This is a genomic window from Pelosinus fermentans JBW45 (genome assembly GCF_000271665.2).
GTDB classification, from domain to species: Bacteria; Bacillota; Negativicutes; order DSM-13327; family DSM-13327; genus Pelosinus; species Pelosinus baikalensis.
Map to the genome: position 1 here is coordinate 825,142 of NZ_CP010978.1, position 18,122 is coordinate 843,263.

18 protein-coding genes are annotated in these 18,122 nt (G+C 37.6%); 16 read left to right on the plus strand and 2 right to left on the minus strand.

Features of this window, described 5'->3' with window-relative positions; genetic code table 11:
• The 4 genes from JBW_RS03370 to hepT all read left to right on the plus strand — a co-directional run bounded on the left by JBW_RS03370 (nucleotide 1) and on the right by hepT (nucleotide 2,796).
• Nucleotides 1-1,314: a serine dehydratase subunit alpha family protein gene (locus tag JBW_RS03370; RefSeq protein WP_007959098.1), complete on the plus strand. Its 1,314-nt coding sequence runs from the start codon at nucleotides 1-3 to the stop codon at nucleotides 1,312-1,314.
• A 136-nt stretch (nucleotides 1,315-1,450) separates the two neighbouring features.
• Nucleotides 1,451-1,879 carry a nucleotidyltransferase domain-containing protein gene (locus JBW_RS03375; RefSeq protein WP_007959099.1) on the plus strand — a complete coding sequence of 143 codons (429 nt, stop codon included), beginning with the start codon at nucleotides 1,451-1,453 and terminating at the stop codon, nucleotides 1,877-1,879.
• Nucleotides 1,880-1,967: 88 nt separating this feature from the next.
• Nucleotides 1,968-2,390, plus strand: coding sequence for a type VII toxin-antitoxin system MntA family adenylyltransferase antitoxin (mntA, locus tag JBW_RS03380; protein WP_007959100.1), 423 nt, complete (start codon nucleotides 1,968-1,970; stop codon nucleotides 2,388-2,390).
• Nucleotides 2,383-2,796: a type VII toxin-antitoxin system HepT family RNase toxin gene (gene hepT / locus JBW_RS03385; RefSeq protein WP_007959101.1), complete on the plus strand. Its 414-nt coding sequence runs from the start codon at nucleotides 2,383-2,385 to the stop codon at nucleotides 2,794-2,796. The genes mntA and hepT overlap by 8 nt, the downstream gene beginning before the upstream one ends.
• Before the next feature lie 187 nt (nucleotides 2,797-2,983).
• Here the strand turns inward: hepT and JBW_RS03390 are convergent, their stop codons facing one another.
• Together JBW_RS03390 and JBW_RS03395 are read right to left on the minus strand one after the other, a co-directional pair.
• Nucleotides 2,984-4,042, minus strand: coding sequence for an NAD(P)-dependent alcohol dehydrogenase (locus JBW_RS03390; RefSeq protein ID WP_036681640.1), 1,059 nt, complete (start codon nucleotides 4,040-4,042; stop codon nucleotides 2,984-2,986).
• Nucleotides 4,043-4,211: 169 nt separating this feature from the next.
• The gene (locus tag JBW_RS03395) at nucleotides 4,212-5,525 is read right to left on the minus strand and encodes an ATP-binding protein (RefSeq protein WP_007959103.1); all 1,314 of its coding nucleotides are present in this window, start codon (nucleotides 5,523-5,525) and stop codon (nucleotides 4,212-4,214) included.
• Nucleotides 5,526-5,957: 432 nt separating this feature from the next.
• On the opposite strand from JBW_RS03395, the gene JBW_RS03400 reads away from it, so the two are divergent.
• From JBW_RS03400 to JBW_RS03455, 12 genes are all read left to right on the plus strand, one after another.
• Entirely contained in the window at nucleotides 5,958-6,164 is a 207-nt protein-coding gene (locus JBW_RS03400) for a hypothetical protein (protein ID WP_007959104.1), read from the plus strand.
• Nucleotides 6,165-6,286: 122 nt separating this feature from the next.
• Entirely contained in the window at nucleotides 6,287-6,913 is a 627-nt protein-coding gene (locus tag JBW_RS03405) for a polysaccharide biosynthesis/export family protein (protein ID WP_007959105.1), read from the plus strand.
• Nucleotides 6,914-6,950: 37 nt separating this feature from the next.
• Nucleotides 6,951-8,414: a GumC family protein gene (locus JBW_RS03410; protein ID WP_007959107.1), complete on the plus strand. Its 1,464-nt coding sequence runs from the start codon at nucleotides 6,951-6,953 to the stop codon at nucleotides 8,412-8,414.
• On the plus strand, nucleotides 8,411-9,109 hold the full coding sequence (locus JBW_RS03415) for a CpsD/CapB family tyrosine-protein kinase (protein ID WP_144408422.1): 699 nt from the start codon (nucleotides 8,411-8,413) through the stop codon (nucleotides 9,107-9,109). Before JBW_RS03410 ends, JBW_RS03415 begins: the two co-directional genes overlap by 4 nt.
• Nucleotides 9,110-9,150: 41 nt before the next feature.
• Nucleotides 9,151-10,521 (plus strand): sugar transferase, encoded by a 1,371-nt coding sequence (locus JBW_RS03420; RefSeq protein WP_007959109.1) that lies wholly within the window; start codon nucleotides 9,151-9,153, stop codon nucleotides 10,519-10,521.
• Nucleotides 10,522-10,539: 18 nt separating this feature from the next.
• Nucleotides 10,540-11,796: an oligosaccharide flippase family protein gene (locus tag JBW_RS03425; RefSeq protein ID WP_007959110.1), complete on the plus strand. Its 1,257-nt coding sequence runs from the start codon at nucleotides 10,540-10,542 to the stop codon at nucleotides 11,794-11,796.
• Between the two features lie 6 nt (nucleotides 11,797-11,802).
• The gene (locus JBW_RS26105) at nucleotides 11,803-12,441 is read left to right on the plus strand and encodes a CatB-related O-acetyltransferase (RefSeq protein ID WP_007959111.1); all 639 of its coding nucleotides are present in this window, start codon (nucleotides 11,803-11,805) and stop codon (nucleotides 12,439-12,441) included.
• Complete coding sequence (locus JBW_RS03435) at nucleotides 12,438-13,607, plus strand: polysaccharide pyruvyl transferase family protein (RefSeq protein WP_007959113.1); 1,170 nt, start codon at nucleotides 12,438-12,440, stop codon at nucleotides 13,605-13,607. The genes JBW_RS26105 and JBW_RS03435 overlap by 4 nt, the downstream gene beginning before the upstream one ends.
• Nucleotide 13,608: 1 nt before the next feature.
• A complete protein-coding gene (locus JBW_RS03440; RefSeq protein ID WP_144408423.1) occupies nucleotides 13,609-14,808 on the plus strand; it encodes a Coenzyme F420 hydrogenase/dehydrogenase, beta subunit C-terminal domain in 1,200 nt (399 codons plus the stop codon).
• 26 nt (nucleotides 14,809-14,834) lie between these two features.
• Nucleotides 14,835-15,713, plus strand: a complete 879-nt coding sequence (locus tag JBW_RS03445) for a glycosyltransferase family 2 protein (protein WP_235334212.1) — start codon at nucleotides 14,835-14,837, stop codon at nucleotides 15,711-15,713.
• 3 nt (nucleotides 15,714-15,716) lie between these two features.
• Nucleotides 15,717-16,946: an O-antigen ligase family protein gene (locus JBW_RS03450; protein ID WP_007959116.1), complete on the plus strand. Its 1,230-nt coding sequence runs from the start codon at nucleotides 15,717-15,719 to the stop codon at nucleotides 16,944-16,946.
• A gap of 47 nt (nucleotides 16,947-16,993) precedes the next feature.
• Nucleotides 16,994-18,091: a glycosyltransferase family 4 protein gene (locus tag JBW_RS03455; protein ID WP_007959117.1), complete on the plus strand. Its 1,098-nt coding sequence runs from the start codon at nucleotides 16,994-16,996 to the stop codon at nucleotides 18,089-18,091.
• The last annotated feature ends 31 nt before the right edge of the window (nucleotides 18,092-18,122 follow it).

Below are 18,122 nucleotides of genomic sequence, written 5' to 3' on the forward strand. Positions count from 1 at the left end.
ATGAAGAAGATAGATTCTAAAATGGTGAATCCTTTATGGCTGGAAATGATCAAGGTTGTAAAAAGAGAGGTAGTACCTGCATTGGGGTGTACTGAGCCCGTTTCCTTAGCGCTGGCTGCAGCTATCGCAGCGCAGAGGTTAGATAAGCCCGTTGAAAAAATTGAAGCTAAGGTCTCAGCCAACTTGATGAAAAATGGTATGGGAGTCACCGTACCGGGAACAGGTATGACAGGACTCTTTATTGCCGCTGCTGTAGGTGCGATTGGCGGTGATCCGTGGGGGAAGCTAGAAGTTCTGAAGAATCTCACTCCTGAGCAGGTCAGAAAAGCACAGCAAATGGTTGCTCAGGGGCGGGTTGAGGTTATGGTTGCTGATGTACCCCATATTTTGTATTCGGAAGCAAAAGTAATGCATGGAGAAGAGTGGGTAACCGTTGCGATTGCCGATACTCATACTCAAGTGGCACGCATTGAGGAAAATGGCAAAGTAATATTTGAAATGGAGTTTGAGGATTATATAGCAAATGCAATGGAAGATAAATCCACCATAGCTGGTATTAAGGCTCGGGATGTTTTTGATTTTGCCATGGGAGTGCCTTTAGAAATGATCCGTTTTATCCATGAAGCTGCTGACTTGAATACTTCTTTATCCCGAGAAGGCATGAATGGACATTATGGATTACAGATTGGTGCTACGATGGATCGCCAGAGGCAGCAAGGATTCTTAGCAGATGGTCTATTAACTCAAGTTTTGATGCGTACGACCGCCGCATCTGACGCAAGAATGGGAGGGGCAGTATTGCCGGCGATGACCAATTCCGGTTCTGGCAATCAGGGAATAGCGGCAACCATGCCTGTCGTAGTGGTTGCTGAATATGTAAAAGCGAATGAAGAATCGCTCATTAGGGCGTTAATGCTGTCGCACATGATGGCCATCTATATCCATGATAAGCTCCCCAAGTTATCGGCATTGTGCGCCGTTACGACGGCTTCTATGGGAGCTGCTGCAGGAATGGCTTGGCTGCTGAAAGAGGACTTTCGGGTGGTCAGTATGGCGATTTCTAACATGATTGGCGATTTGGCGGGGCTTATCTGTGACGGTGCGTCCAATAGCTGCGCAATGAAGGTGTCTACTTCTGTTATGTCTGGGTATAAGGCAGTATTGCTGGCTCTTGAGGGAATTCGGGTTACAGGGAATGACGGAATTGTGGCAGAGGATGTCGATCGATCCATTGCCAATTTGGGAGTACTGGCCTGCCAAGGAATGGCCCAAATGGATGAGCAGATTTTACAAATTATGTTGAATAAAAGATAAGAAAATTTGTTGGTTGTCGATAAGATGCCTATTTATCACTTAGATAAGTAGGCATCTAGGGTTCTTTTGACACTGTAATTATGTTATGCTACACTAATCACAATGGCATATATTATGGAAAGGACGGGTAAGACACATGATTGTTCCATACATACGTCTGTCTACTTCTCATCCAGTATTGCGTCGACAAGAATGGCGTCCCTGGAAAAAGCTTGGTTATCGAGTATTGGATGAAGATGGTTTCACCGTTTACCATGAGCAGGAAGCAATTAAGAGGACTATTCTCAATGCTTTTATTAATACTGATGCTGATATCTTTTTATTCGGATCTCGGGCGACAGGAATGGTGCATGAAAAGTCTGATTATGATGTAGGATATTATGCAGAGGATGGATTATCTGTGTATATTTTGGCAGAGTTAAAGGAAACGTTAGAAGAGTTTCCTATTCCTGCGCGAGTAGATTTGGTCGATTTTGCGGTTCTTTCACCAGAATTTATCAAAATTGCTATGAAAGGTGGGGTGGAAATATGGAAACAAAAAAGGAAGAACTCGTTTTTCACCTAAGCGAATCGGGTTTATGAAAGCGCAAAGCGGCTGCCTGAGGAAGTTCGCAAGATTATTATTACCATTGAGAATAATGAGGGAGTAAATCATGACAAAGAAAAAGCTTGAAATGGATTTGATTCAAAAGTTAAGAGATTTCTTTGCGGAGCGCCAGGATATTATGTTTGCTTGGTTGTTCGGTTCTTATGCTACTGGTTTTACTACTCGTTTCAGTGATATGGACATTGCTGTTTATGTTGAGGATCATACGGTATTGACAGATATGGATTGGTATTTGCAATTAAAGGCAGATCTTATGGAGCTGGTGAACAAAGAAATTGATTTAGTGGTGCTAAATAATGCTAAGCCATTGATTAAACATACAGCCAATATGCAAAAAAAGATACTTTTATCGCGCAATGCATTGTTTGAAGCAGAATACTCCTTGCGGGTTGTTAAAGAATACAATGATGTGAGATATTGGGCGCGCTATTCTAGGCAGCATTTATTGAGAGGGAACAAGAATGGTTAAACGGGACGTTTTAGAGCGAAAATTATATCAAATTGAAAAGTCACTACGAAAAATACAGGTTTATACTTCAATGAATTATGATGAATTTATCAGTCATCCAGTTGCCAGAGATGTAGTAGAATATAACCTCTTCATCATTATCAATTGTATGATTGATATTGTAAATCATATCGTAGCTGATGAAGAGTTAGGGGAAATTGATGTGCTATCCGATGGTTTTCGAATTTTGTCGGATCATGGATATTGGACAAAGCTGCAGGCTGCTATCTATATTAAAATGGTAGCATTTCGTAATATGATAGCTCATCAATATATTGATGTAGATGCAAATGTGGTATATATGATTTTACAGGAAAAATTAAAAGATGTTGAAACGTTCAAACAGCAAGTTATAGATAAAATTTAATTTACAATTAAATGGAAATGACGGTCTATTTTCAATGCATTTATTAATACTAAATGCTAGAGGGGAATGAAGAGAAGGACTGAAGAACTGATGAAACAAGGGGAAGAAGTCATTGTGACTTTTTCCCCTTGTTTTTATCGGAATCGTTTGTAGTTAGATTTTGACGTTCATCATTTTATGTATTCGATTATTCTATTAAAACAACGGGTTTAATCAAATCCTTTGGTTTATCTTTCATAAGGAATAGGGCTTCTTCAATATGATTAAATCCTGTAAAAACGTGGGTGATTAGTCTGCTTAAATCGACACGGTTATGCTGCACAAGGTTGACCAGCATTTCCATTCTATAGCGACCGCCAGGGCAGAGTCCGCCTTTGATGGTCTTGTGAGCCATTCCACAGCCCCAGGCTAGGCGAGGTACGGGGAGACTTTCACCGCTGCCATGATAGTTTACATTGGCAACGACGCCGCCGGGTTTAACAATGGAAATTGCTTGCCCCAAGATTTCGATACCGCCTCCAGCCAAGATGACTCGGTCAACTCCTTTGTTTTGGGTCAGTTCCATGATTTGCTCTACGATATCGCCATTTTTGTAATTGACAATATCCGTTGCTCCGTAGAATTGGGCTGCTTCTACACATACAGACCGACTGCCGACACCGATAATCCTGCCTGCACCACGCAATTTTGCACCAGCTACTCCCATTAGACCAACTGGGCCAATGCCAATGACTGCGACGCTGGAACCAAATTGAATATCCGCTAGTTCAACGCCGTGGAATCCCGTTGTCATCATATCCGTGATCATAACGGCACTAGGTAGGGGAATCTCTTTCGGCATAATCGCCAAATTCATATCCGCATCATTGACATGGAAGAATTCACCGAAAACACCATCTTTAAAGTTCGAAAATTTCCAGCCTGCCAGCATTCCATTAGAGTGCTGGTGAAATCCTGCTTGCGCTTCAAGTGAGCGCCAATCTGGAGTAATGGCTGGGACGATTACGCGATCACCCGGTTTAAAATCGTTAACCTTATCTCCTATTTCCACAATTTCACCGACAGCTTCATGACCAAGAATCATGTCGTGTCTGTCACCGATTGCTCCTTCAAAAACTGTATGGATATCCGAGGAGCAGGGAGAAATCGCTAACGGTCGTACCATTGCATCGTAAGGACCTATTAGTGGTTTTTCTTTTTCGATCCAGCCTACTTTATTGATACTTAACATTGCAAAACCTTTCATCATGTTCATCCTCCCCAATATTTTACTTGCGTGAGTGAATGTTCTTTATTTCACAATTATAAGTTATTTATATCACATATTAATGGTTCTGTAAATATTATTGATAATATTCTGATGAAATCGTTAACGCTAAAATTACATATAGGTAAGCCAGTATACCCAGAGAAAGTTATTCCTCAGAGTTTAAAATTGCACTTAATGCATTAATCGCATACAATGGTACATTTGTAAGCCAATCTTCTTTTCGATAATCAGACATTGATGTTCTAATTGCATTTTTAGGATTATATTTCAGACAGTAGTTTTTGAGACTTTTGGCCTGTAAATTCTCTGCGGCCTTTACTTCAAGAGGGACAATTTCATTGCCATGTTGGAATATAAAATCGATTTCACCTGTAGATTTTTCTGCTGACCAGTAATAGGGTTTTATCTCACTGTTTGTTATTAATTGCTGTAGAACGTATTGCTCTGTTAATGCGCCCTTAAATTCCTCAAAGATCTTAGTATTTTCCAGTATTGATTTTAGGTTCAGGTCGCTCATAGCCGAAAGCAAGCCAACATCAAGTACAAATAACTTAAATGCATTAAAATCTTGATACGCCATTAGTGGCATATCGGGTTTGGATACACGACCAACTTTATAGATTAACCCACAATCAATCAGCCATGTCATAGCAAGTTCATATTCTCTTGCTCTTGCTCCTTGTCTGATAAGTCCATAGATAAATTTGCGATTTTCTTTTGCAAGTTGTGAGGGAATCGAAGTCCATAACATTCTAATACGTGGCACTGTTTCGTTGGGTGCGTGCTTTGAGAAATCTTGTTCATACGCCAATAGTATTTTTTTTTGGATCTCCCGGGCAGCGGTAAAATCGTTATTTACAATAAAGCTAGAAACTACCTCAGGCATTCCACCAATATAATAATACTGTTTTAACAGATCAATATATTTTCCTTTAAAGCTCGTTATCATCTCAAAATCATTTGATTTCAAAAGATCCACAAGGTTTTCATGATTTGTTGCAGTCAGAAACTCTAGAAAATTAAGTGGATATAAAGTCATAAAATCTACCTTGCCTACTGGAAATGAGGTACCTGGGTGCAGTGCAACCCCAAGTAAGCTTCCAGCAGCAATGATATGATAATCAGGTGCGTTTTCACAAAAATATTTAAGAGAGGTTAATGCTCGCGGAACTTCTTGAACTTCATCAAATATGATCAGTGTATTTTTCGCTTCAATCGTGATGCCTGTTTCAATTTGCAGGGCGGTAATGATTCTTTTTATATCAATGTCGCCTTTAAAAAGGCTTTCCATTCTTTCGTTATTATCAAAATTGATATATGCACATTTCTCATAATGTGTTCTGCCAAATTCACGCATCAGCCAAGTCTTGCCAACCTGTCTTGCACCCTTTATAATAAGCGGTTTTCGATGGGAACTGTTTTTCCATTTAATTAAATCATTGATTGTAGTTCTGATCATAGTAACACCTCTTTATAAGAAATTTCCTTAATTATAGTGCAGATAAACACATAAGTCAAACGACTTCGTGTATTTGATTCCTTTATTATATTAGAGTTTGGGATGGAATGAGAATTCCAGGTGCAATCAAAAGAATATTGAATCCCAGAAATATGACGATTTGTTAAATCTTAACAGATCGTCATATTTTTGTCATATCTTTATAGTATCCTAAAACTGGAAATTCAACCAAATTACAAATTTGGAAAAATATATGATGAAAAGTATTTAATACTAGGAAACTAATTCTAAGATGCTACATATATTGATAAGGTAGTGAATTTTTAAATTATGAAAGGATGATTTATAAATAGTAATATTTTACCTTAATAAGAATAAAATGGATATTATACGGACATATAGTTTATATGAAGTGTCATGGAGGATGATATTGTGAATAAACAGTTAGTACGAATTGCAGAGTTAGAGCAGCTAATCATAGCTGCTGGCTATCATCCTGCTCAGCTTAACGACATTACCAGAGAAGTCATTGGAACCACTCATTTAGATGCTATTACTCATGAACAGAGTTGTGAATTAATCAAAACATTAGAATACTATTGCGATTTTGCTAAGAGGTGCCAAAAAAGCAAATTGTAGAAGGTGAGATTGGAGACCTCTAAAGAGGTCTTTTTACCTTTCTTGGTACTTGAACAGAATATTATGATTATTGTAGTTATACAGATGAATTTTTGATAAAACGGCACGTAGGAGGTTTTTTAGTGAAGTATGTTATTCATATTGTTGTTGTAACTGTATTTGTAGTAAGTATGGCTATGCATGTTGTTTGGGCAGAAGAATATCGCCTTGGTCCAGGTGACATTCTTACTTTTGGAGTATGGGGCTATGAAGACTTACAGGTCAAAGAACTTGCAATCAGACCTGATGGAAAAGTTGCTTTTCCTATTGTTGGGGAAATTGACGCGCTGGGAACTTCTACAGGTCAATTGACAGAACTACTCACGGAAGGTCTCAGCCATTATATCAATGATCCTAAAGTAACCGTGAATATTATTAAATTTCGCACAATCCGGGTCTATGTACTGGGTGAGGTAGTTAAACCGGGGATGTATGAACTGGAGAAACAGCATAATTTACTTGATGCTCTTGGTGCAGCAGGAAGTTATACCCGAAATGCAGCCAAGAAAAAAGTCTATATCATTCGTAAAGATCAGACAAGTACTCCGGTAAAGGTAAATTTGATGAACATATGGGAAAAAGGAGATATGACACAAAATTATGCACTAGGTGACGGAGATGTAGTATATCTTTCTAATAATGGTAGGATCAATTTTACTACTGATATTCTCCCATTTGCCATGGGTAGCTATTATATAGGACATATGTAACGATTACTTTGTTAATAATCTTCTTGGAGGGAAAAGAGTGGAAGAAACAATCGATCTAAAGGAAGTCCTAAGAACTATTAAAAAACGCCGCATTTTAATTAGAAATGTATTTGCAGTGATGGTTATAGCTACAGTGGTAGTGAGTTTTCTCATTCCCCCTACCTATGAAGCTGAAACGACTTTGCGTGTAAAGCAGCCCAAAGGGCTGGCTGATTCCCTACTGGCTGATCTACCAATGGGGAGTAGTAGCAACACCAAGCAGTTAATGATCACCTACGCTGAAATTTTAAAAAGCCGAACGGTGGTAGAAGCAGTTATTAATAAGACTCAGGCTGATAAAGAAGAAGTACCTGATTATGAAGAAATGCTTAAACGAATTATGACTGTACCTGTAAAAGATAGTGAATTATTAAAAATAAAAGTAACGGCAAAATCAGCAGAAGAAGCACAGCTTGTTGCTAATACACTAGTTGATACATTTACGGAAAGAATGACCTTGCTGGTACGTTCTGAACAGTCGGAAGTACGTAAATTTATTGGCGAGCGAATGGTGGAATCAAAAAAGGAACTGGAAAAGGCAGAAAACCGATTGGAAAAATATAAAACGGATGAGAATATTGCAGCCCCGACAGAAGAAACGAAAGCTATCGTGGAAAGACTTTCCGCTATTAGCAAGCTATCAGCAGAAAACGCGGTAGCATTGGCATCTGCACAGGCTAAAGTTAGTAGTGCGAATAAAGAGTTGGCAGAGGAAAAACCAGGGTTTATAGCTGATAGTCCGCTTATTCAGCAATATAAAGGCAAGTTAGCTGATTTAGAAGTCCAGTTGGTAACATTGTCTCAGAATTTTACAGAAAAGCATCCTCAGATAATGTCTACCCGTGCTGCCATTATGGAGACGAAGGCTAAACTAAATATGGAATCAGCCAGTGTGCTGAATGCAGAATCTCCCTCCATCAATCCTATACACTTGGGACTGTTACAAGGAAAGATTGAAGCAGAAGCCGACATTGCTGCTGGCAGCGCACAAAAGGAAGCCATTAACAAAATAGTAGCAGACAGTGAAAAAGAATTGAATAAGCTGCCTGCCAAGGAACAGGGACTGGTGCGAGTGATGCGTGATGCTGCAGTCGCGCAAGAAATATATGTCATGTTAGCAAAACGCCATGAAGAAGCTCGGATCAGCGAAGTCATGCAGCCTACCGATGTACAGGTCATTGACGTGGCTGCCATACCGATTAAACCGATTAGTCCGAAAAAGACCTTCAATGTGATTATCGCCGCCGCACTTGGCTTATTTATCGGTTTAGGACTAGCTTTCATGTCAGAATATATGAATAGAACGGTGAAAAGTGTTGAGGATGTTAGGGATTATCTTACTCTTCCTGTGTTAGGGAGCATTCCTCACTTTGACAGCGAATCGAAATTGGCAGTGAATCATGGTATGTGGGCGAACATAAAACAGCTGGTAATGGCTAAGACCAAAAAGGGAGAACAATGATGGGTATTGATAAATACAAGCTTATTGTACACGAACAAGCCAAATCTCCAATTGCTGAGGCATACCGTACCTTAAGAACAAATATTCAATTTTCTAAAACAGATGGTCAACTACAAACGATCCTGTTTACCAGCTCTGGACCGGGTGAGGGGAAATCAACTACCCTGGCAAATACAGCAGTGGCCTTGGCTCAGTCTGGCAAGAGAGTTATTATAATGGACTGCGATCTTCGGAAACCGGTCCTGCATAAAATATTTGATAAGAAAAATCGCGGCATTACGAATTTTTTAGTCGAGGAAATTTGTGCTGAAGATTTGATCCAGGAGACACAGGTAGAAAATCTCAGAATATTGACCAGTGGGCCGATCCCGCCTAATCCCTCAGAATTACTGGGGTCTAGAAAAATGCAGGGCTTATTCAATTCTCTCAAAGAACAGGCAGATTATTTAATGATTGACGCACCGCCGGTAATTGCTGTTACAGATGCCTGTGTACTGGCTTCAAAGGTTGATGGTATTGCCTTAGTTATCAATTCCGGTACGGTTCGCCCCGAAATGGCTCAAAAGGCAAAGGATTTGCTGATAAAAGCTAACGGACATCTGTTAGGAGTCATTTTGAATCGTGTGGAAATTGAGGAAGAGTATGGTCATTACTACTATTATTATGGTAGTGATACTACTAAAATAGCGAAATAGATATCTGGATAAATATAATAAATTTAAACTGAGGTGATTTTGTGCAAAGTCGATTTCCTATGCTGGGAAAGTTAATATTATTAATTGGCGATATGGGACTACTGGTATTGGCAACTTATTTGGCAGTTTTTATAGTCTTTTATGATCGTACCGCGCAAATGGATTTTCCTATGTATTACAATATGACTCCGGTCATGATTGTTACTGCAGGTATTTTGTTCAATATAAACGGGCTCTTTTCACTATCCCGGAAAAAGTTCAGCGAACTGTTACTAAGCCTGGGAGTGGCACTGTTTAATTTAATGGTTGTTATGATGGCTATCAGTTTTTTCTTAAAAGAGTTCGGTTATTCGCGCAGTGTATTGTTTATTACAATGATGCTGCAGTTTACAATGCTGGCAGCTTGGAAATATATCTTTTGGCAGGCAGAGCGGGCTTTAGGCACACGTAAAAACACGCTGCTGATTGGCAATCCAATGGAGTGTGTAAAGGTCATTGCCCGCCTGCAATTTCAGCCACAGCTAAACTATCATGTGCGTTATGTTTGTACGGATTGTGAGAGTGAGACTTGGAAAAATGTAAATGAAGACATTGACTTAATGATCGTTTGTGCTGAATTGAGTTTGAAAGATAAGGCCGAAATCGTGCATTATTGCCATACCAATGGCAAACAGGTTTTTCTAATCCCCAACATGTACGAAATCTTTTGCAGCGGCGCAGAACTGGATAAGATTGACGATATCCCTGTATTTCATCCCTGCTATCTAAAGCCGGCATTAGAGCAGCGTACTTTAAAACGAATTCTTGATATAGCAGTGTCGGGAGCGGTTCTATTCTTTCTATGGCCCTTACTGATGCTAGTGGCTATTGCGGTAAAATTGGATAGTCCAGGACCCATATTATACAGCCAAGTGCGGACAGGACTTGATGAACAGGAATTTAGAGTTTATAAGTTTCGCAGCATGCGTGCAGATGCGGAAAGCACTACTGGCCCCGTGCTAGCAGGAGAAAATGATCCGCGGATTACAAGATTGGGGAAATTCTTGCGTGCTACCCGCATTGATGAGCTGCCTCAGCTCTTTAATGTACTGCTGGGCGATATGAGTATTGTGGGGCCTCGCCCGGAACGGCCGTTTTTTGTGGAACAATTCAAGGCAGAAATACCTGAATATATATACCGCCACAATGTCAAACCAGGAATTACAGGCTTGGCCCAGGTGTATGGCAAGTATAATACGACGCCGTATAATAAGCTGATTTATGATTTGATTTATATACAAAAATGCAATGTGCTGACGGATTTGGTTATAATGCTGCAGACCGTAAAGGTGCTGGTGACTAAAAGTAGTACCGAAGGGGTTAAAAGCAGCCATGCTGATCTGTCCAGGTATGAGATAGATCAATTAGGATAACGAAAAAGGTTGTGATGTATGAAGGTTTCCAAAGATATTCGTAATTTGCTAGACAATACTATTTCATTTTCGGTAATACAAGCTTTACGCTATATCATACCTATGGCGACAATTCCCTACCTGATTAGAGTCCTCGGAGCGGATATTTTTGGTGCAATTGCTTTTGCCCAGGCTATCATGATCTATTTCTCGTTACTATCCGACTATGGATTTAACTTTACTGGACCGAGAGATATATCAATCAACAGGGACAACCTTAAAAAGGTATCAGAAGTATTTAGTTCAATAATGGTCATTAAAGTAGCATTAACAATAGTCGGATTATGTATCTTATTAGTGTGTTTAGCTACGATCCCAAGGTTGCAAGAAGAGAATACGTTACTTGTATTGTCATGCTATGGAGTAGTAGTTTCTCGTGCCTTATCCGTTGGCTGGCTGTTTCAGGGGTTTGAAAAAATACGCTATTACGCGATAATAGCTGCTGTTTTTCAGTTTGGATATGCGGTAGCTGTATTTATACTTGTGAAGAATGTTGACGATTTTTTGCTAGTACCAATTATTAATTCTGCAAGTCTTATAATAGCGGAAGCACTTTCACTTATTGTTGCAATCAAGGTATTTAATTTACAAATAGTAGTACCTAGTATAAGTAGAATTCGAATTCAAATTAAGGAGGGTTTTCATTTTTTTTTATCTCAATTATCGCTTTCGTCTTATACTGTAATGAACTCTGTATTATTAGGTTTTTTCACAACGAATCGTGTAATAGGATACTATAGTGCAGCTGAAAAATGCATTCGGGCATTAGAGGGATTATTGCAGCCGGTTGTAAATAGTTTATATCCCTATATGGTGCGTACTCAAAATCTATCATTACTTAATAAAATTATATGTGTTACAAGTTTGGCTGGTATCTTATCAACTGTATCTGTTTATTTTTATAGTAATTTATTAGTAGAAATACTCTTCGGAAAAGGATTTGAGTATAGTGCGGATCTATTACGGGTTTTTGTTTTAGAGTGGATTATAGTATTTCCTTCAGCAATAATTGGAACTCCGTATCTTGTTGCATTTGGTTATCCTGAATATTTTTCTAAAAGTAATATGTTGGGAACTGGGGCTTATTTTGTGGGGGTGATAGTTATATATTCCCATATTGATCCCATGAATATTATTATTATTACTCTTATTTCACATGGGATTGTATTAGTATGGAGGTTATTTGGTGTTTTTCAGCATTTGTCTCCACTAAAATTTAGAAGGATAAGTAGGTGACTTGGAATGCAAAGCTTCATTTTGATGATATATAGGGTACTATTTTATCGACCATTTCGAAGGATATTTTTGTTGTTTATAGCAAAATTTGAAGGTGGATGGTTTTGGTCTGGGACTATTCGCAACATATTCAAACTGTACCATGGTATTGATGTTGGTTATGGTACATACGGTGGCGCCTTTGACACAACAAAGATTGCTGGCGGAACCGTATTTGGTAACTACTGTTCTATTGCGCCGAATGTATACGTGTTTAATGGAAACCACCCTTTGGCATTTTTTTCTCAGCATCCTATTTTTTATAATCCCCAAATAGGCTTTGTCAATGAGGAACAAATACCTCGTACTAAGTTGATTATCGGACACGACGTATGGATAGGCGCAAATGCAATTATTTTGCCTTCGGTAAGTAGGATAGGCAATGGAGCTGTAATTGGAGCTGGAACAGTTGTAACCCGTGATGTTAAGCCCTATGAAGTGGTTGCAGGTAATCCAGCAAGGCATATTAGATATAGATTTACGCCGATTGTGATAGATCGCATTGAGAAGAGCTTATGGTGGCTTTTGACTAAAGATGAATTGCAAAAAGCAACACCAAGTCTATGTAAATTAACTCATGAAAATGAGATAAGGAGTTTCGAATGAATAAACATACCGCCGTATTATTAGGAGTAAGCTTAGAATCCGCAAATCGAGGAGTTAACGCTCTAGCGATAGGATCACTTAGCTTCATTGAACATATCACTGGAATAACAAATGTGGCTATTATTCGACTTGGTAAAGAAGATAGTATTTCAAAAATAGAAGTATTACTCAACGGATCAACAAAAGATATAGTTTGCTACTATGTTTCTAAAAGGACCTTCATAAGGTCGCTTTGGGAACTTGCAACGTCTAGGCCGCAGAATAAAATATCGAAGCTTATCGTCAATGCTGAATATATTTTTAACGTTAATGAAGGCGATAGTTTTAGTGACATATATGGGTTAAAAAGGTTTTTAATTTGTTTTGGGAATTCACTTTTGGCAATACTCCCTAAAAAGAGGCAGGTTTTTTTACCACAGACAATAGGACCTTTTAGTTCTTTATTAGGAAAGTTTCTCTCGCGCTGGATTTTAAAGAGAGTTCCACAAATATATGTTAGAGATGAAAAAGGGGTAGAGTATTTAAGGGGGGCTGGACTAAATTATAAAACCCACATTGATATGGCTGTATTCATGGAGCCAAAGCGGGTTGGTATAACGGTGCCAGCTGGTACTATAGGAATCAATGTTAACGGTTTACTTTACTTCAACGGTTATGGAGAAATTAAAGGAAAATTTGATACCTATAAAGAGTTATTATATAAAATAATATGTAGTCTTTTAGAATCTGATCATAATGTTTTGTTAATTCCACACACATATGATGCCGGCCAACCGATTTGGGAAGATGATTTAGTAGCAATTAAAGATTTAGCAAAGACGATTGGACATTCAAAACTCTCATATCTAGATAAAAACTATGATGCGCAAGAATTAAAATATATAATTTCTCAGACGGAGTTCTTTTGTGGTTCGCGAATGCATTCATGCATTGCGGCACTTTCGTTGTCTGTACCGACCATTGGACTTGCTTATAGCTACAAATTTGAAGGTACTTTTAGAATGTTTGAACAATCAGATTATGTTATGGATATTGATAATTTGCAACCAAGTAACATTGATTCAGTTGTATCAAAGATTCTTTCGAAAATAAGCAACTCAGCGGTCATTAAGCAAAGTTTGATAAAAAATAATATTGAAAGGAATTATACAGTTGTTGAGCAATAATGTGAGTAAAGTAAATAAGACCAGGCTGTGCCATGGCTGTGGTGTCTGTTTTTCAGTTTGTCCAGCTGAAGCTATTATCATGAAAAATGACGGTCTTAATAATTACCCATCTATTGATGAACGTAAATGCACTTCTTGTGGTCTGTGTTTGCAAGTATGTTCAGGCATAAATATTAATTGTGAACGCAGCATGTCTTTTAAGCAATTAGATTGTGAAGAAAAGTATTACATGGGGTATTCTGATAATAGTGAGCTAAGAGAAAAAGCTGCTTCAGGTGGTGTAATAACTCAGATACTAACTAGCTTGATGTCTAGCGGTGAAATTGAAGGAGCTGTTATTGCAACTCATGGAAATCAGTTAGAGCAAATAAACGCTGTTTTAGTGGAAGACGTTGAGCAAATAAAAGGTTGTTCATCAACAATATACTATCCGGTATCTAGTTGTGCTGTACTTAAAAAGTTATCGCCTTCAAAGCGATATGTATTTGTTGGAAAGGGATGTGATTTAGATTCCTTAAGCAGGTTACAGAAAGTTCACCCTTGGTTATCTAAGTCAATTCATGCAAAGGTTGGATTAATGTGTCATCATACCCCATATGCAAAGGCCACAGTAGAGTTACTTAAATCCCACGGATTTGATGACGTAAATAAATGTAGTATTAGGTATCGGGAGAATGGATGGCCTGGGAAGACAGCAATTTCGGATGGGAACAGAGAAGTTCGATTAGAGTATAGCCAATCTTGGGGAAAACATTTAGGGTTATCAAGGAATATGCCTTTTCGATGTATGTGCTGCACAAATGGGATGGCTGGGCATGCCGATATTGTTGTCGGGGATGCTTGGAAACTGAAACAGAGCAATGATAATTCTGTAAAGGGAACCTCACTTATAGTATGTAGAACTCAGAATGGTGAAAGTATCTTAAAAAGGTTCAATACTTCTGGACAGCTGCATTTAGATGAAGTGAAGTATGGTTTTGTTACTGAATGTCAGTCTAATCTCATTGCTAAGAATGCAAAAGCAAGTTATTGTCTGCTGCTCCTAAGACTACTAAATAGCAACGTGAATTTTGAAAGTTCTTTTAGTCAACAATGCAGCAACATCCGACCGCGGGACTTTTTTACCATAAGAGGGATAAAAAATCAGCTTTCGGCAATTAAGGCAATTTATATGTATAAGATTGGGAAATTTGACTGCTAGAATAAGGGGGGAAAACGTTGGATAAAGTGGGAGTAGTAGTTTTGAACTATATTAATTATACCGACACAATTCAATGTGTGAATTATCTTTGTGCTCAAAGTGGAGTTGAATTAGAGATCGTCGTAGTGGACAATAACTCTCCTAATTCTTCTTATGAAATTATCACTCAAGCATTTTCACATCAGAATATTGATATTATTATAAACACTGAGAATGATGGTTATGCAAAAGGTAATAATTTAGGTCTTAGGATTTTATGTGGGAGAGATGTAGACTGGTTACTAATAGTAAATCCAGATACTTACTTTACCGACAAATATGCTATTAAGGATATGATTAAACAAGCTGTTGGTCTAGTAGATGCCGGTATTATTGGTCCCAGAGTGGTGAAGGAAAATGGACGAACAATTATGCCATATTTTAACCAGCCTAATTTACTAAACCTGCTTTTCGAAGATTATGTCAGAATGCTGTTATATCCAGTGTGGTATATTGTTGAAAAATATATTAAGAGACCGTTTAAAGTGTTCCGAGTACATGGCTGTTGTATGCTTGGTCCTACAAAAGTCTGGCAACAGGCGGGATTCTTAGATGAGAACACTTTCTTGTACTGGGAGGAAACCATTTTTTCGTATAGGGTAAAGCTGCTAGGGTATAAGACGTATTATGTTCCTAATGTTGAGCTTGTTCACTGTCATGATATAAGATTGTCAGATTTGAGTACTACAAAACTTAGATTTGAGTTGGAAAGCCTCAATCACTTTTTGCTAGCCTACATGAGATATGGAGCTTTTGCAAGGAAACTTGTTAAGCTCGTTAGGCTTACCGGGTATAGTATAAGGAGTTATGCTGCGTTTCTGGTTTCACGGTTATTAAGCAATATATCTATACGAAAGGCGCAATAAGATATGCTATTATCAATTGTTGGTGACTTAAAAAGATGGAATTTTTCAGAGTTGTGTTTAGGTTTCTACCTATTATTTTTATTTATCCTTAGAGAAGAAGTATTTCAAATTACAAGTATAATCGAGTATTCAACTCCTCAATATATTTATTACGACTGGTTTAAGTTCGCAGTTAGTTATTTGTTTGCCCCCATTTTATTTTGGTTTATAGTAAGAATTTGCCTACTGCGCGAAATTAAATATTTAACTTTAAAGGTTATTGTGTTTTGGAGCTTGTTGTTAATTGTTAACTATCTGAAGGCATATGTTATAGGGGATTATTTTTCTAGTGAATTAATTATTCTACAGTCGATTAGTATAGTTGCAATAATTATAGTTATTGAAACGTTTAGAATGGATAGTTTGAAACAATTATGGGAGTATGGTGTTTATATTCATCTTGCAGGCCTTTGGATAAATATTCTATTTAATCTAACAAAAATTAGCAATCGATTTAATGCACAGAATATGGATGTAGGTGGAACGGGACTATTATTAACGATTTTTATCATCTATTTATGGTTCGTTAAAAGAGAGCGAGGCGTATTTAAAAGCCTGTTTTTTATACTTTCTATTTTCTTCACTGGTTCGCGGATTGGACTCTTAATTATTGCTGTAATAGTCTCTATATTATTTGCTAGTAGTGCTCGTACAGAGAAATATACATACAAATCAATACTGTATGTGATATTTTCTATTACTGTTCTTATTGTTGCAATAGCAGGTTCAGCAGACCTCTTACTTAACAATGAAATGGTGGTAAGAAACTTAAGTACTTTTTCGTTGGATTTTTATCAAGATCAAGACGAATCAGCTCAAGGGAGATTATTATCTCTTATTACTGGCTTTGAAGTTATAAAACAACACCCATTCGGTGTCTATAATAGTGCGTATTCACTGCAATATGTAATGCAGGAAACCGGTTACCCAACATTTGCTCATAGCACAGTGGTATCACTCTATATAGTTTGGGGTCCCTTCGCAATGTTTATGTACTATGCACTTACTAAGTTAATAGTAAGGCTGAAACGTAATAAAAGTAATTATTTTCCTGTAATTATGGCCTTAGTAGTTATGTTCATCAGCACAGGGGGTCCAATGGTTAACTGGAAAATTAATTGGTTTCAGGCAATTATATGTTATCTTTCGTATAAATCGTTAATTAATGGTAGAACAAATCAATTGCCAAATTAATTACGTATTGATAAGCAATTGCAATTTTAAAAAGGAGTATTACTATATTGAAAGTTTTATTAGTTGGCTTTAAATTAAGCGTGGGGATTGAACCCTATCTCAACATTATAGCTAAAAATTTGCAAGCGAAGCGTATCGAAATAAAGCTATGTATTGAGAAGAGAGTTGCTGATAAATGTAAAGACGGATATGGTATTGGATTAGGTGGTAATTCGGTTCAAATGCTAAAAGATACTTTAAACGTGCTAAATTATTTTAATTATGCAAAATTGCTAATTCATGAAAAGCCTACTGTAGTATTCTTTGTATCGTCGCATCCTCTGAACTCTATCGCGATATTAATAACGCGAATATTTGGCTCTAGAGCCACTATTGTATCGCAGATACACGATCCGCTACCACATAGTGGAACAAGTTATGGAATCTTCATACTTATATCACAAATACTTCAGTGTTGGATTAGTGATAAAATTATTGTCGCCGGAAAAAAATTAAAGGAAAATATAAAGAAGTATTACTTATGTTCGGAAAACAAGATTCATGTTATGCCTTTGGGTACCTTTAGAGAGGAACGAAGTAATAGTGAGGAACATACTGAAGAGAAAATATATATTCCCACACTAGGACGAATCGAAGACTATAAAGGGATAGATGTATTCCTTAAGTCTGCAGGTATTATTCTTCACATGATGAAGGATAAGGGGATAAATTATAAATTTTTGATTGCAGGTTCTGGTGATTTACAAAAGTATAGCAATTTAATAGAGAAAATACCCCCCAAATATCTAGAAATAAAGAACTATATCATCTCCGATGAAGAGTTTGATGATATTTTAAAAAAATCGTATGTTTGTGTACTGCCATACAAAGATGGAACCCAATCTGGAACGACTGCAATTTCTTACTATAATGCGTGTCCAGTAATAGTAAGTAATGTTGGGAGCTTACCTGAATATGTACAAAGCGGGGAAACCGGGTATGTTGTTGAGCCAAATAATCCTGAGCAACTTGCAGAAAAGATTACATTACTATTGGAAAATAACAATCTCCAGAAAAAATTAGCAATTCAATCGTATTCATACTACAAAGAAAATTTTAGGTGGTCTAATATAACAAAGACTCTGGTTAGTGTTTTTAAAGAATAGATTATTGTATGAACATGTACCTGTTGTCGAA

What these genes read in the sequence shown, in the direction of transcription:
- JBW_RS03370 (WP_007959098.1), top strand. Translation starts at nt 1, where the DNA reads ATGAAGAAGATAGATTCTAAAATGGTGAATCCTTTATGGCTGGAAATG.
- JBW_RS03375 (WP_007959099.1), top strand. Translation starts at nt 1,451, where the DNA reads ATGATTGTTCCATACATACGTCTGTCTACTTCTCATCCAGTATTGCGT.
- mntA (WP_007959100.1), top strand. Translation starts at nt 1,968, where the DNA reads ATGACAAAGAAAAAGCTTGAAATGGATTTGATTCAAAAGTTAAGAGAT.
- hepT (WP_007959101.1), top strand. Translation starts at nt 2,383, where the DNA reads ATGGTTAAACGGGACGTTTTAGAGCGAAAATTATATCAAATTGAAAAG.
- JBW_RS03390 (WP_036681640.1), bottom strand. Translation starts at nt 4,042, where the DNA reads ATGAAAGGTTTTGCAATGTTAAGTATCAATAAAGTAGGCTGGATCGAA.
- JBW_RS03395 (WP_007959103.1), bottom strand. Translation starts at nt 5,525, where the DNA reads ATGATCAGAACTACAATCAATGATTTAATTAAATGGAAAAACAGTTCC.
- JBW_RS03415 (WP_144408422.1), top strand. Translation starts at nt 8,411, where the DNA reads ATGATGGGTATTGATAAATACAAGCTTATTGTACACGAACAAGCCAAA.
- JBW_RS03425 (WP_007959110.1), top strand. Translation starts at nt 10,540, where the DNA reads ATGAAGGTTTCCAAAGATATTCGTAATTTGCTAGACAATACTATTTCA.
- JBW_RS26105 (WP_007959111.1), top strand. Translation starts at nt 11,803, where the DNA reads ATGCAAAGCTTCATTTTGATGATATATAGGGTACTATTTTATCGACCA.
- JBW_RS03435 (WP_007959113.1), top strand. Translation starts at nt 12,438, where the DNA reads ATGAATAAACATACCGCCGTATTATTAGGAGTAAGCTTAGAATCCGCA.
- JBW_RS03450 (WP_007959116.1), top strand. Translation starts at nt 15,717, where the DNA reads ATGCTATTATCAATTGTTGGTGACTTAAAAAGATGGAATTTTTCAGAG.